Below are 14671 nucleotides of genomic sequence, written 5' to 3' on the forward strand. Positions count from 1 at the left end.
GCTCGAAGGTGGAATTACGGTCGCGGGGCGAAAAAATATCAAAGCCGCCTAACGAGCTTTGAATATTTTTTTGTGCGTGGCCATTACGCCGGTTCTTTTCTGTTTTGCGTGTTTCACTTAGGTGAGCGTCCAGTTCCCCTTCCAACGAAGCTTCTAAAATGTGCTTTAAAAGCGGGGTAAATACTCCATCTGATCCGGTAAAAGGCTTTCCTGAACGAAGCTGCTCACCAGCCTGGTGAACAAAAGCTTCAAAATCAAACTTCTTTTCTTCCATGGCAATATCAATTTAAGAAATTATAAATTGACACACTTGGATGAGCATACTCTTTAGGACCGATAGATTTCATTACAGCAGTCTTTCTAAGGTCATTAAAATAATCAATGAACAACGAACAATGTTCATTTTTAAGGATGAGACCTAATATAACCTGAATTGGACTGAACTATTGAGGAGTAACTGGTATTCCATTCCAATTAACCTTTCAACTTTTAAACTTTTCAACTTCTTTTCACTATTTACATTTTTCCACTATTTTAGCAAAAGACACTTATCTTCTTATCATTACCTCAATCAAATGAAGTTTCTCTCAAACATCCCTGGCTGGTTAAAAAACAAGTATATCCTTAGTGTGATAGCATTTGTAGTATGGATGATTTTTTTTGATGCAAAAGATATTCTAACTCAACGAGAAAGGACGAGGGAACTGAGGCAACTCCAGGATAGCAAGGCTTATTTTGCTTCTGAAATAGCAAAAGAACAAAAGGCATTAGAGGAACTTAAATCAAACCCAGCTGCCATTGAAAAATACGCTCGTGAGAAATATATGATGAAAAAAGACAATGAAGATCTGTACATTGTGGAACCTGCCACACCAAAAGAATAAGCATATCTGCACAATAAGGATTTCTACTTCTCGTTTATAGTATCGAATATCGAAATACTGGACCCTTTTATTTTTTACGATTTATTGGACACTATGCACAATTACTCACCTGAGGATCTGATTCTTTATTTATATAAAGAAACCAGTCCGGAAGCTACCGCAGCGATAGAAGAGGCAATAAAAACTGATTGGACCTTAAGAGAGAAACTGGAAGTACTGAAAACTTCTATGAAAAGACTTGATTCCATTGTTACTTCTCCCCGCACTGAATTAATTCTCAATGTTATGAAGTATGCATCTAAAGAGTCTGAAGTTTCAAAGGTTAAAAGCTAAGACATTCCGGTCTTCTTTTGATCTCTTGTACCTGTAACTTTGAGGCCCATGACAAGGCCTGAACGTTTTCAAGCAGTTATTGATTATTTTAAGATCACCCGCCCAGAAGCCGAAACAGAACTTGTTTTCGGTAATCCATACGAATTATTAGTAGCCGTCATTTTATCCGCGCAATGTACGGATAAGCGGGTCAATATGACCACACCGGGATTATTTGCCATGTATCCCTCTGTCGCCAAATTAGCTAAGGCTGATTATGATGACCTTTTTGCCATAATCAAAAGCATTTCTTTTCCCGGCAATAAGACCAGGCATTTAATGGGCATGGCTAAAATGGTCATGGAGCAATTTGGTGGTGAAATACCCATGACAGTAGAAGAACTGGTTCAATTGCCAGGTGTTGGAAGAAAAACCGCGAATGTTATTACTTCAGTTATTGATAAACAGCCTAATATGGCAGTCGATACCCACGTCTTCAGAGTATCTGCCAGGATAGGACTTACCCTGAATGCAAAAAACCCTTTACAGACCGAGCAACAACTAATAAAATACATTCCAACAGAACTGGTTCATAAGTTTCATCATTGGCTGATTCTCCATGGTAGATATATTTGTGTTGCCCGAAATCCCAAATGTGCTGAATGTGGGCTTAAGTCAGTGTGTAAATATTACCACACTGTAATTAAGAAGCAGGTAATTCGTGAAAAGAAGTGATCCTACGGCTTCCTATTTACTTTCTAAACGCTCCACTTATTTAAATTTTTATCCTAATATCAAAGAGATCCCATTACATGAGCTTAATTTAATGATTTGGCGTAGAGCTTGCTTTAATTATTTGCAGCTTCTTATCATTTTTGAAGTAAGGCAGCTCAATTTTTGATAGTAAATAACCAACATGTCAACAGTTTCAAACTTATATGAAGGATTTAATGGAGAACTATCTCTTGAACCATTAATAATGGTTTTAAAGAAAATGATAGCTGAGGGTAAACCAGGAGCTAAACACCTGTACCAGGGTATGATCAATGAAATTGAAGCTATCCCGGAATTATTGCAACCAATTACAGATCCCTCGATTTTAAAAACGCATGAGGTTTTGGTGACTACATTGTTATCAACCATTTTCCCTCCTTCCACACTTAGAGATGAGGGAATTTATGCTGTATGTTATCCATTCCGGCCTGAAACGGCTTATGCGTCCCCACCATTTACCAAACTGTTTATAAAAGATAATAATATCATAAACATCCCAGACCCTAAAACAAATATCAAAATTGCAAGGGCAAACCTGTCTTTAGCCTACAACCTTATTCTGCAAAAATTCTATTCGCACGATGTGCCCCTTACAGCTACATCAGTTCATCCCTTCAGTGATGAAGAAACACACCTGACACGTTACTACGAACTTAGAATGAATGCACAGTTTGTGGAAGTAAAATGTATAAACAATGATTTCGCAATGCCGGTGGCATTTGCACCACACAGGACCATTGAAATTGAAGAACTACAGGAATTATTCCCATTGGAAAATTTCCGTTTTGAGGGATTGGTGGTTATGGAAGTGATGGACGTTACATCAGAGCAGGTCATAGCTGAAATCAAGAATGCTTTATTAAATATCAATGCATTTTCAGATGTAGAAGTGTATAATGATCTTCAACAGCACGTTCAAAGCCTTATAGGTTTGAAGAATGTTCACATTGGCATCACACCCTTTTTTAAAAAGAATGAATATTATCTATATACTGAAGCTCATTATCAAAACAGCCTGTTGTTCAAGAATGCAGAAGTCATCAATAATAAAGACATTATTAGTGAACAATGCAGGGATGTGTTCAGAAATTCCAATCAATCAATCTTATACGAGATCTTAAATGAAAGCAGCAGCCGCTTTAACCAGCTACTAAAATATTATTATGAGCAGGGAATTAAAAGCCTCATCCTTTGTCCTTTAAAACGTGATGATGGAGAATTGATAGGCTTATTGGAAATAGCCAGTGAAACCAAGGCCAGGTTACAATTTAACCAGTTGTCAAAAATTCAACCCGCTATCCAACTCTTTGCCCTGGCGCTTGAAAAAACAGCCGAAAGCCTTGACATGCAAATAGACAAAACGATCAAGGAACATTTCACGGCTATACAGCCTGCCGTAGAATGGAAATTCACTGAAGCAGCATTCAACTACCTGCAACACCAGCAGGTAAGCGACCTGGCCCGCATGCCTGCTATTGCCTTTGAAGATGTTTATCCATTATATGGATCTATTGATGTGCGTAATTCTTCTACAGAAAGAAGCCTGTCCATTCAAAAAGACCTGATGGAACAGTTACAAATAGCGAACGAGGTTTTAGGCAAGGTAGATACTATGATTGAATTTCCCTTATTGAAAGAATACCAGTTTCGAATTGAAAAATACATAGCTTCTATAACAGAAGCTTTGCTTCCTGATGATGAAATGATGATCTATGATTTCCTGCAAAATGATGTAGATGCACTATTTAAAAACCTGGTCAACAATAAGCCTGCGATAAAAAAAATAGTTAATAAATACTTTGATGCACTTGACCCTCAGCGTAAGGTGGTTTACCACCAGCGCATGGCTTACGAGGAAAGCATTACAAGGATCAATGATGTTTTGGATAGGTTTATGGATGCAGAACAGCATGCTGCCCAGGAAGTATATCCGCACTATTTTGAACGGTACATTACGGATGGCATTGAGTTTAATATTTATGTGGGGCAGTCCATATCGCCTCAAAAGCCTTTTAATGAAATGTATGTAAGCAATTTGAAGCTCTGGCAATTAACGTTGCTGGCCAAGGCTGCACGGGTCACCAACGCCTTGGAGAAACGCCTGTCGCTGCCTTTACAAACAACACAATTGATATTGGCGCATTCTATTCCATTAACTATAAGCTTCCGCAGAAAGGAAAGAAAATTTGATGTTGATGGCGCTTATAACATCCGTTATGAGATTGTGAAGAAAAGAATAGATAAAGTGCATTTAAGGGATAGTGATGAGCGATTGACACAGCCAGGCAAGATCGGTATTGTTTATTCACAGCAAAAAGAGCTGAATGAATACCTTGAATATATGGAGTTTCTGCAAAAGGAAGGATTACTCACTGATAATGTGGAACACCTGGAACTGGAAGATACACAGGGAATCAGCGGGTTAAAAGCCATACGCGTGGAAGTTAATCTTAACACAGAGCCAGCACCGGGACAGGAGCCATTAAAATCTTCTGCCGTTGATAAGGTACTCAGTAAATAAATGCATCGAAATAAAGCTCTCTAAAGCATTTATTTAAAAACTCAATCCTAATGATACATACGGTTGTATGCCCTCTTTGGAATTGGCAATGGAAGCTTGTATCAATACCAGGTCAGCAGGAATAATAAACAGGCCTCCACCATAGCCATGATGCCATTGTTGCGAATGCTCTCCCGGGACCCAAACCCTGCCCTCATCATTGAATGCCATAATACCTACACTTCCTGGAAATAGATAGGAAGTGAAATCAAATAATTTGGCACGCAACTCAAGGTTATGATAAAACATGCTTCTTCCTGTAAACCTGTTTACATAAAAGCCTCTCAGGTTGTTGTATCCTCCTAATTGAAGTTGCTGGTAGTAGGCGGGTTGACCAATTGATGTTCCCGCTCCTACACGGTTGGCAAGCACGATATTATCAGAAATTATGGGCAAATACAATATAGCCTCGGAAACTACCTGTCCATACCATTTATGATCTCCACCTAACTGTTTCATTGCTTTCCAATCCATGTTCCAGAAAAAGCCCTTACTGGGAATCAATGTTTCTTTTTTGGAATTGATACGGGCGCCTCCTACTAAACCTGCAAAAAATTGCCTGGAGAAAACCTGCTGAGAGGGGTTTAACTCACTAAACTCCGAAAGAAATTGGGTAAGGTTGTTTTTTTGTTCACTGTTATAATATTGAAATCCAAATCCTGCATTGTACTCAAAAATCTTTGCAGGACTTCGATGTATCCGCACATCCCCGGAAGCAACATCATACCTGTTCCTGTAATAAAGAATGGATTGGCCGTCTTTATTTACAAAAGGCGACTCATTCCCTATTCCAAAAAATGTAGCGATGTTATGAGGCCCCCTGGTTTGTAGGTTAATAGATAAGTCGTTTTTGCCAAACAGCTTCTTATAATCTCCATTGTATTGGACCATGAATGATTGCCGGGCCGGCGCATAATTAACAAAGAAGGAATGCCTTTTTGCATAAAAAACTTTTCTAAAGCCCTGCCGCTCATATACCATTCCCGCTTTAAAAATAAACCCAAGGTCAAGATCATATTGAGCAGAAATAACAGGCCCGGTATGATCATATAAAAAACTCTTGCGGTCAAATTCATTAATCGTCGAATCAGTAGAAGTTCGTAGCCTGGCAAATTTGGAAGAAGGCAATTTATTGGGCTGGTCTGCCCTGTCATAAATATACATCCTTCGCCTGTTGTGCAACAGAGGATCAATAAAAAAGCTGTCAACCCCATCACCACCAATCATATGAATCCGGATGGATGTTTTTGTGGATCCATGAACCTGGTACACATCATCGCCACCCAATCCAAACAGCCTGATCTCATCTGTCTCTGAGGGTAAAAAAACACGGTGGAACAATAGATCACCCCTGGATACCTCACCTGGGTTTTTGTATATACTTAGATCCACTTTTCCGGTTTCCCCAACCTGCAGGTCGAACAATTCAGCCTTATCCGAAGCCGGTATATCTACCGTTCTTGCTAAAAAATGATAATAGTCAAGGGCAGTTTCTTTCAGTGTTGCCCTTCTTGCTATCAATGTTTGAATTATTTTATTAGCAGATAAAGCATAAATCGTATCGGGTAACATTGATACTGCATATCGTATAAGGCTGTCCGTTAAAGTATTTTGAACGAATGAAACCTGCTCCCTCCAGTCTTCTTCACTCAAATCATTTAAAAAGTAACGATCGAAGAAGCGGTTGTTATAATTATAGCTCCCTATTTTTTTAATGTGATCTCCAAAGGGCTGAAGGTTAGCCTTTCCAGGTTGTGTGGACAGCAATCCTGGCAAGAGCCCGGAAGTAGTATAATATACTTTGTCCCTATCCCTGGGAATAGGCTCATATAAAACCTCTTCCCCTGTTTTATTCTTCTCCCATCTCCATTGATCTTCATGCCTGTCCCAATCTCCGAGAAAATGATCCAATAGCCTGGCCCTTAATAATTTTTTCTGGTCAAACTTCACATCATTGTCTTCTTCTGCTTTTCCTTGTGCCTTGTCCGTATTGTCTGTGTCAGGCACTCCATCAGGCTCTCTTTCCTCAAACAGCAAAACAGTATTGGCAAAATCCTTCCTGTATTGCCCCAGTGCCGGATCGTCCGGTACAAAAACAATTTGAGGATTCGTATGTAAAATTCCCAATGCCTCCGCAAAAGGAGGTACCGTTAAAGCTGCATAGGGATGGCTGGTAACTACCTGGTCTTGTAAGATATCCTTTGCAATAGTGGCCCTTAACTTTTTGGGAAGTGCCCTTTCTGGATATTTTTGTACACTTCTCAACACCCATTCCCTTCCTGTATTATCTACCAGTCTAAGCGACTTGGTTTGAAGCCCTCCACCCTTACCTGTTATCCTGAGCCCACCCTTTTCCTTTCCCAGGTAAAAAACCTTCAGCGTTACAGGTGCCGCCCAAAGCTTACGGTAGCTTTCTCCAAACAAAAAGCGGTGAGCCCCTGAGACATCATCATATTCAGGAGCAATGGCAACTTTAATTTTTTCTTTGCTTTGGGAAAAGGCCTGAAAAGAGATTAGGGAGACAGTTAACAAGAGAATGAACTGGCTCAAAAATTTTACTCTACATCCTATCCAAAAGCTGCATTGATTCATTTAGCATTATTGTAGAGGTAGTTATAAAAATATCAAGCCATATTCTAGCTAGGGTGCCCAATTAAAAAAGTTTTAAATGTATTAGCCTCTTGCGATTCTTTTTAGCTTGTTTGCCTTTCTTTTTTCCACCCAAACTGAAACTGAACCCGGGGAACAATGAAATTCACCAGCGCCATTTTCGTCCAAAACAATCTCCTGTGGGAGATGGCCCAGGAGGTCAATAAATTTTTTGCCCTTATGGGCCTCACCCATGATCATAAATTTATTACCCGCTTCACCGTTTGATAGCACAACGGCACAGCCGCTTCCTTTATGTTTCTTATCCCCCTGTCTTACCCACCCTATACAATTGGGATGATCAAAATAATCGACCTGGGGGCCATAGGCCTGTTCATTTCTTGCAAGTAATAATAATGGAAGGCATTCCACTTTAGCCAGGACTATGTAATGATCCTGCCCATCCCTCCCCTTATCAGTATAATCTGCACCATACAGATCGGGGTAAAATATGCAGGGATAACCTTCATTTCTTAACAATATCAGCGCATAGGCCAGTGGCTTGAACCAGGCTTCTACCGGGGCTTCCAATGCCTGTAAAGGTTGGGTGTCATGATTATCAACCACTGTTACTGCAAGCAATGGATGAACTGATACAAGGGAATGGTTGAATATTCCTGAAAGGTCATAATCATTACCGGAATTGGAAGCAATATGGAAGGTATGGTGCAATGCAGCATCAAACAGGGAAAGTTTCCCTTCTGTTGCATCTATATATTTCAATAATTGGGGCAATTCTCCCGGTGCCCAGTATTCACCAACAGCAAAGAAATCTTTCCCGGTAACAGCCCTCATATGGGCCAGCCATTCATTATAAAATTGGGGAGCAATATGCTTTATAGCGTCCAGTCGAAAACCATCAAACCCTACAGTTTCATAATACCATTCACCCCATCTTTTTAATTCTTCCCTGACTGCAGGATTCCTGAATTCAATATCGTTATACATCAGGTAATCATAGTTACCTTTTTCATCTGACACCATATCTTCCCAATCACTGCCATGTTCATTAAGGATATTGTATATGGCTGTTTCACCGCTGATGTCGTCAAAATCCACCCCTGTAAAACAGGTATGATTCCATTCAAATGAAGAGTACTTTCCGTGCCGGCCAGGGTAGGTAAACTTTGTATACGCTTCTATGTCAAAAGGTTCACTAAGCGGCTTATTGCGATCTTCCGGATCCACCTTTACTACCTGGATCAATTCCTTTTCATCGCCCCCACCAAGGTGATTCAATACAATATCAACATACACCTGCACACCATTGGCCTGGGCTGTTTTTACGGCATCTATATATTGTTCCTTGGTTCCATATTTTGTTGGTATGGTTCCCTTCTGGTCAAATTCACCAAGGTCGTAAAGATCATATACATCATACCCTACCGAATAGCCACCGCCCGTAGCCTTAAAAGCTGGTGGCAGCCAGGCAGCATTGATGCCCAGTTTTGCCAGGTAAGATGACTGTTCTTTAAAATGATTCCAAAAAACCCCTCCAGGGATTGAATACCAGTGAAAGAACTGGATAAGTGTTCCATTTAGCATACACTACCCGGCTACCTGCCGGAAGGTTAATTATTGAACTTTAATTCATAGGCTCCTGGTCAATTAAAACTGGAAACCAAAGGTTACATAAGGCAATATTTTTTCTTCTTTTGAATGGGCTACAGTTGCAGTTATTACAAATCTTTGTATAGGTGATATCCATACGCCACCTCCGTAACCATTGTGCCAGGTTGTAGATTTTTGTTCGTCTGCCCACACCCGTCCAATATCATGAAAAACAAGCACGCCAAAAGAACCGGGAAAAAGATACGTGTTGAAGTTGCTGATCTTAAACCTCAGTTCAGTATTATTAAATGCTGTTGTACGTCCGGCAAAACGATTTCGCCTAAAGCCTCGCAGGTTATCTGTACCTCCAAGGTAATTAGCCTGTGGAAATTCAAACTGTCCAAAGTTCCGGTAATATCCAAATCGGGTAGCAAAGACATAAAAAGACTGCGGAACGAAAGAAGCAAAAATGCTCATATCCCAATGCACCTGGGTTAGCGTGTGACTTTGATTATTGAGGCCAAACAATTGCTTAACACCTGCATCCAGTAAAAATCCTCTTGTTGGCAACACCTGGTTGTTTTTGGAATTTATATCAAGCAAGGCTTCTGCTCCTGCATATGTTTTAGGAAGGTACAAGGTGGCAGGGTCTAATCCATTCAGGTTGGTATTGTTAACGAATTTTCCAAAGTTTTCCTTGCCAGGCAATTTAAAATATTGAAAAGTAGGACCACCAAGTACCCGCATCCAGGATTGCAATTGCCTTCTGAATAAGGCTGAAGCATTAACAAGGTTATACCTGCTACGGAAGTACAATACTTCATCTGTATTCAATACCGTGTTATTACCGTATCCAAAGAAATTGGTAACGTTGATAGGTGCCCGAATATCAGCTCTTAACAAGAGGTCTGTGTATCCAATAGCTCTTATGATATCTGCCTGGTATTTAAAGAACCAGGAAGAAGTCCTTAAAGAATGTCCCACTGCCAGGTTATGCTGTTGGGCATAAGGCTCTCTTCTAAAACCATGGGTCGTATACCTGAATTTCGCACCCAGGAACAGGCCATCATCTACATTATAAGCTAACACAAGACCCGGGTCAAACACATTATATTTATAAAATATCCGGCTATACTCATTGTTCCTGGGATCAGCACTTAACAGCTTTCTTAATCCATCGACATTACCAGAGAAAGTATTTTCTTCAAAGCTCACATCATATACCCTGAGGTTTCCCCCGGTTCCTTCATTTACAAAGTTGTCTTTTCCTGATCCTCCTATGATACGAATACGAATGGGAGAATTTCCACCTTTGATAACAAAACTGTCATCGTCTTCAAGGCCATAGATGCGAAGTTCTTTAGTAATACCCGGGTCAAATTCCCTATCGTAGATTGTGGAACTTACTTCCCCGTGCTTATTGATCTTATTGATTATAACATGAGTACTACCGCCCTCTTTTTTATCAATGGTAAATAGTTCCTTTTGGTTGGTTCCTACTATGTTCACTTCCTTTGAGAGGAAATCATAATACTTCAGCATTTCATCCTTGTAATACTTCTTTCTTTCTTTCAGGGTGCTAATGATATGATCTGTTGTTTTTCCCTGGAGTTCACTCGGTTGTTTGGACAGGGCTGTTTCAATAACCGAGTCGGACATATAAGTAAGGAATGTATCAATTTCTTTGCTCCAGGTATCCCTTCCTAATTCATTTAAGAAAAAGCGGTCAAAGTTGCGGGCTGGCTTGTTAAATGTGTTGATATTCTTTGCTTTTGCCCGGAATCCCTGCAGTTCGGGTACAAGACTGGGCTGTTTTACAAACCAGGGGATAATGCCCTGGTTGGTATAAAATGCCTGGTCCTGGTCTTTAGGTATGGGGTAATAGATCTTACCCTTACCAGTATCCCTGGTTGCCCAGTTCCATTGACCTTCATGACGGTCAAAGTCCATGTAGAAATTATCAAGCAACCTTGCTTTCAATACCTGCAACTGGTCTACATGGTCGTCATTATCCTTTGCTAATCTTAGCACCAGTTCATCTGTGTTGTAATCTTTTCCTATACTATCAGGCTTCTTTTGCTCCAGTATGGCTAAGGTGTTCTTAAATGTGGAACGAAATCTTCCCAGCCTTGGATCGTCAGGAATATATACCAGTTTTCTTTTCAGGTTGGGCACGTGAGCCGCATCAGCAAATATCCCCGTCGATAAGGATCCATAAGGATAAGATGCTGATATTCCATCTTCCACCACATCAATGGCAAAAGGGCTGCGCAGATCCGGAGGAATGGCAGCCTCAGGAAACTTTTGTATGGAACGCAGGGACCATTCTTCACCTTTACTGTCTTCTACCTTTAAAGATTTAGTTTGCTTGCCTCCACCCTGCTTTTGTGGTTTTAATCCTCCCTCTTCCTTCCCCAGGTCTAAAACAGGCACTGAAACTTCAGTAGTCCATTCCTTACGGTAATTTTTACCCATGAAAAGGTTCTTTAAACCATTTCCTTTCAATTTATTGTTGGCCACCACCCGTATAGAATCCGGCCAGTTAGGAATACTGTCTTTGGATATCTTTTCAGGAACTACTTTTATGGAATCCAGGGCATGGGTAAACTTTGGATCATCCAAACCTTTACTGCTAACCGTATAGAACTTTGCTTCCACAGCCCCGCTTTTCCTGACCTCGAGCAGAGAAAACCCATTTTCAGTGACGTTGGAATACAACAATTTGCCTTTCCTGTTTTCCTTTACCCTGCTTAGATTGATTCCAGAGCCACTTATGATAAATGGAAGCGTATCATTGATTATCATTTGAAGGCTGTGCTCATGACCAGCTACATGTACCACGTTATGGTGACCCTGCATTGCCTTAGTAACTATGTCTACAAGGTTCCTGTAAAGCGGATGGCGGATATCCTGCAAACTACCAAAAACGCCTCTTGAAATGGGATAAATAGATCCAATTACCGGCAAGGGGATCCATAAATTTGGATTAACTGCCGTTAAAGGAAAAAGATGCTCCTTCCAGCCATAATCACCACCATGTATGCCAAAGGAATACATGGGATGGTGCATGGCTAAAATGATCAGCTGGTTAGGATGCATGGCAATGATTTCCCTGAGTTCAGTAGCAAACTCTTCTGTTGTTTTTGAATCACACATCGAACCGGGCCCCGGTTTTTCATGAACAAATAAAAACCATTGGCTGTCAATAAAAACAGTCACTACCTTATCGCTGATCTCCACGGCTGTAGGCCCGGGACAACCATCCTGGGGCCAAGCCTGAATATTCTTTTGCTCCAGGCCATTAATATAATTTTCCTGGTTCATGGCTTGCTGCCATCCTCCCAATTTGCCGTTTTTCCAGTCATGGTTGCCCATGACAAAGAATTCCTTTGACTTTTTACCCTTTGCAAGATTCAATTGAGCGTCAAGGATCTTTTTGGAGTCCTGGTAGGTAGGTTCACCTTCCATAGGCAACCCTAAAGGATATATATTGTCTCCCAGGTATAAAAATGTGGTTTTGGGGTCATTCAAATCAACATGGTGGCTAAGCCACTCTACGACTGGTTGTTTATTGCCAACCAGTTCACCAGCATCTCCAATCAGGAAAATGCGCTCGTTGATGCTATCTGTCTGTGCTATAGCTAAATAAGAAAGTAATAGGGTAAATAAAGTGGTCATGCTTCGTTTCATACCAGGCTATTTGTTTTTTTTGCTTTCATGGTAAGGGAATAATAATAAGGTGGGTTTTCCTTCCTTCCCCTCATTAGAAATATACATATCGCCATTGGGTGCAAAAGCAATGCCTTCTGCCTGAGGAAACTTGTCAGGATTCAATTTGTATCCTTCAATCACCTTTCCCCGGGTATCAGTGATAACAAGAAGATTACCGGCAGAGGATAATATATATAATCGTTTGCTAATAGGATGTATAGCCGCACCGGAAGGATCGAACTTTATATCATTATCCTTGAGTACATCCTCAATAGAAGATTTAGCAATAGTATATAAAGCAGTTGTATCGAACTGCCTGGTTTTCAGGTCAAAACGATACGCTGTCCTGATATGGTGTCCTTTTTCATGACTGCAGGTTTTGCACATCATCACCAATCCATCCACTGTAGGATCATAATAAAGCGATTCAAAATCATTCTGTCCCGATAAACCAATGGTATATTTCTGAAGACCCGTTGTATCCTGGGCGCCAGGAGAAACAGCCGTAATGATTCCTTTACTTCCTAACAAGTAGACCGTATTCTCCACTTTCACAAGGTCTTCGAGGTCACTACCCGATGGAACTACCTTTCCTGTAAGGTCCTTTAACTTATTAGATTTAAGCTTTATCTCAAATACTTTTTCCTTACTATCTGAGATCGCAAGCAGGTCACCTGAGGAGGCATCATAAGATAATCCGGAAATTTCGTTGAGAACTTTTCCCAATTGCATGACCTTAGGTTTCTCCAGGTTATATCCATCAGGACTACCATAACCCTTCTGTTTACAGCTACACAGTAACGTTGCAGCATATACGATGAAGGGTATAGCAAGGGTTGGGCACTTAGTTTGAATTAACTCTTTTATCATTTAATACCTTTAATACAAACAATGCACCAACCATGACGGAAACTCAGGAGCAAAATTTAGCAGCAGCACGCCATTATGTTACAGATCTGTATAAAAACAACCTCGATCCTAAGTTTGTATTCCATAACCTTGATCATACTGAGGATGTTGCAGATGCCTGCAGCATGATGGCCGAACAATACCAGCTAAGTGATGACGATCGGTATGTGCTTTCACTGGCAGCATGGTTTCATGATACAGGGTATACTGAAGGCCATGCGGAGGGCCATGAAGATGTTTCAGTACAATTAGCCACCTCCTTTTTAAAACAAAGAGGCGTAGAAGAAACTGTTATTCAAAGAGTAACGTCTGCCATACTGGCAACACGCATGCCTCAATCCCCTCTTAGCCAGCTTGAAAAAATATTATGCGATGCGGACCTTATGCACCTGTCCACGGATGATTTCAAAGCCCGCAACCAACTATTAAAACAGGAAAGAGAGAACCTGCTTGGTCAAAAAATATCCAGGAAAGAATGGCGCAAAGGGAATATTCAGTTCCTGGAAAGCCATAAATATTTCACAGACTTTGGACAACAAAAACTGGAGGTCCGCAAACTGGATAACCTGAATGAAATGCGGAAAAAGAAGGACCGCAAGGAACTTGAAAAGGAAATAGAAACCGAAGCATTTCCCTATGTATATGAAGCTGAATCCCAAAAAAGCAGTGCAGCCGACATAAAAAATACAGAACGGGGTGTCCAGACCATGTTCCGTACCACATCTCACAATCACCTGCAGCTTAGTGCCATGGCAGACAGCAAGTCGCACATACTGATCTCCGTTAGTTCTATCATTCTGTCTGTGACCTTATCTTTCCTTATCTCCAGGCTGAATTATTATCCTCAATACATTATTCCAACAGGTATTTTAGTGGCCGCCTGCGCCGGTGCAGCCACCTTTGCCATATTATCAACCAGGCCATCCATATCAAAAGGCCGTTTTACCGAGGAGGACATCAGGAATAAAAAGACCAACCTCCTTTTCTTTGGAAACTTCCACCGTATGGAACTGGAAGATTATCAATGGGGAATGAACCAGATGATAAAAGACAAAGAGTATTTATACAATACCATGATGATGGACATCTATTACCTGGGTGTAGTGCTGGCAAAGAAGTATAAATACCTGAGGATAGCCTATACCATATTTATGTGGGGATTAATACTGGCAGTAATTGCATTTGGCATTGCTGCTATTACCACAGCTGGTTCAGATACAACAGCAGTGACGCCGGTAATTGATTATTAATACTCATATATCATTATCAAAAAAGCTCCCACAAGGGAGCTTTTTTATTATTCTATTTCCATAGAAGTATA

The 14671-nt window shown here is 40.6% G+C and carries 10 protein-coding genes; 5 read left to right on the forward strand and 5 right to left on the reverse strand.

The window, feature by feature from the left end; genetic code table 11:
- A partial coding sequence (locus BUA53_RS09395) for a transposase (RefSeq protein ID WP_175546048.1) occupies window positions 1-274 on the reverse strand: 274 nt, incomplete at its 3' end.
- A gap of 301 nt (window positions 275-575) precedes the next feature.
- On the opposite strand from BUA53_RS09395, the gene BUA53_RS09400 reads away from it, so the two are divergent.
- The 4 genes from BUA53_RS09400 to BUA53_RS09415 all read left to right on the forward strand — a co-directional run bounded on the left by BUA53_RS09400 (window position 576) and on the right by BUA53_RS09415 (window position 4491).
- Window positions 576-884, forward strand: a complete 309-nt coding sequence (locus BUA53_RS09400; RefSeq protein ID WP_072835124.1) for an FtsB family cell division protein — start codon at window positions 576-578, stop codon at window positions 882-884.
- 93 nt (window positions 885-977) lie between these two features.
- Window positions 978-1217, forward strand: coding sequence for a hypothetical protein (locus BUA53_RS09405; RefSeq protein WP_072835125.1), 240 nt, complete (start codon window positions 978-980; stop codon window positions 1215-1217).
- A 48-nt stretch (window positions 1218-1265) separates the two neighbouring features.
- Complete coding sequence (gene nth / locus BUA53_RS09410; protein ID WP_072835126.1) at window positions 1266-1931, forward strand: endonuclease III; 666 nt, start codon at window positions 1266-1268, stop codon at window positions 1929-1931.
- A gap of 181 nt (window positions 1932-2112) precedes the next feature.
- Window positions 2113-4491, forward strand: coding sequence for a hypothetical protein (locus BUA53_RS09415; protein ID WP_072835127.1), 2379 nt, complete (start codon window positions 2113-2115; stop codon window positions 4489-4491).
- Window positions 4492-4524: 33 nt separating this feature from the next.
- On the opposite strand, the gene BUA53_RS09420 is transcribed toward BUA53_RS09415, so the two are convergent.
- The 4 genes from BUA53_RS09420 to BUA53_RS09435 form a co-directional block, all read right to left on the reverse strand.
- Window positions 4525-7080, reverse strand: a complete 2556-nt coding sequence (locus BUA53_RS09420; RefSeq protein ID WP_084079976.1) for a BamA/TamA family outer membrane protein — start codon at window positions 7078-7080, stop codon at window positions 4525-4527.
- Between the two features lie 123 nt (window positions 7081-7203).
- On the reverse strand, window positions 7204-8724 hold the full coding sequence (locus BUA53_RS09425; protein ID WP_072835129.1) for an alpha-amylase: 1521 nt from the start codon (window positions 8722-8724) through the stop codon (window positions 7204-7206).
- 63 nt (window positions 8725-8787) lie between these two features.
- Window positions 8788-12420, reverse strand: coding sequence for a BamA/TamA family outer membrane protein (locus BUA53_RS09430; RefSeq protein WP_084079960.1), 3633 nt, complete (start codon window positions 12418-12420; stop codon window positions 8788-8790).
- 6 nt (window positions 12421-12426) lie between these two features.
- Window positions 12427-13311 carry an SdiA-regulated domain-containing protein gene (locus tag BUA53_RS09435; RefSeq protein WP_072835131.1) on the reverse strand — a complete coding sequence of 295 codons (885 nt, stop codon included), beginning with the start codon at window positions 13309-13311 and terminating at the stop codon, window positions 12427-12429.
- A gap of 32 nt (window positions 13312-13343) precedes the next feature.
- Here BUA53_RS09435 and BUA53_RS09440 point away from each other — a divergent pair, with 32 nt between their 5' ends.
- Entirely contained in the window at window positions 13344-14600 is a 1257-nt protein-coding gene (locus tag BUA53_RS09440) for a Pycsar system effector family protein (RefSeq protein ID WP_072835132.1), read from the forward strand.
- The last annotated feature ends 71 nt before the right edge of the window (window positions 14601-14671 follow it).

Origin of the sequence: Flavisolibacter ginsengisoli DSM 18119 (genome assembly GCF_900129295.1) — a bacterium.
In the GTDB taxonomy this organism is placed as follows: Bacteria; Bacteroidota; Bacteroidia; order Chitinophagales; family Chitinophagaceae; genus Flavisolibacter; species Flavisolibacter ginsengisoli.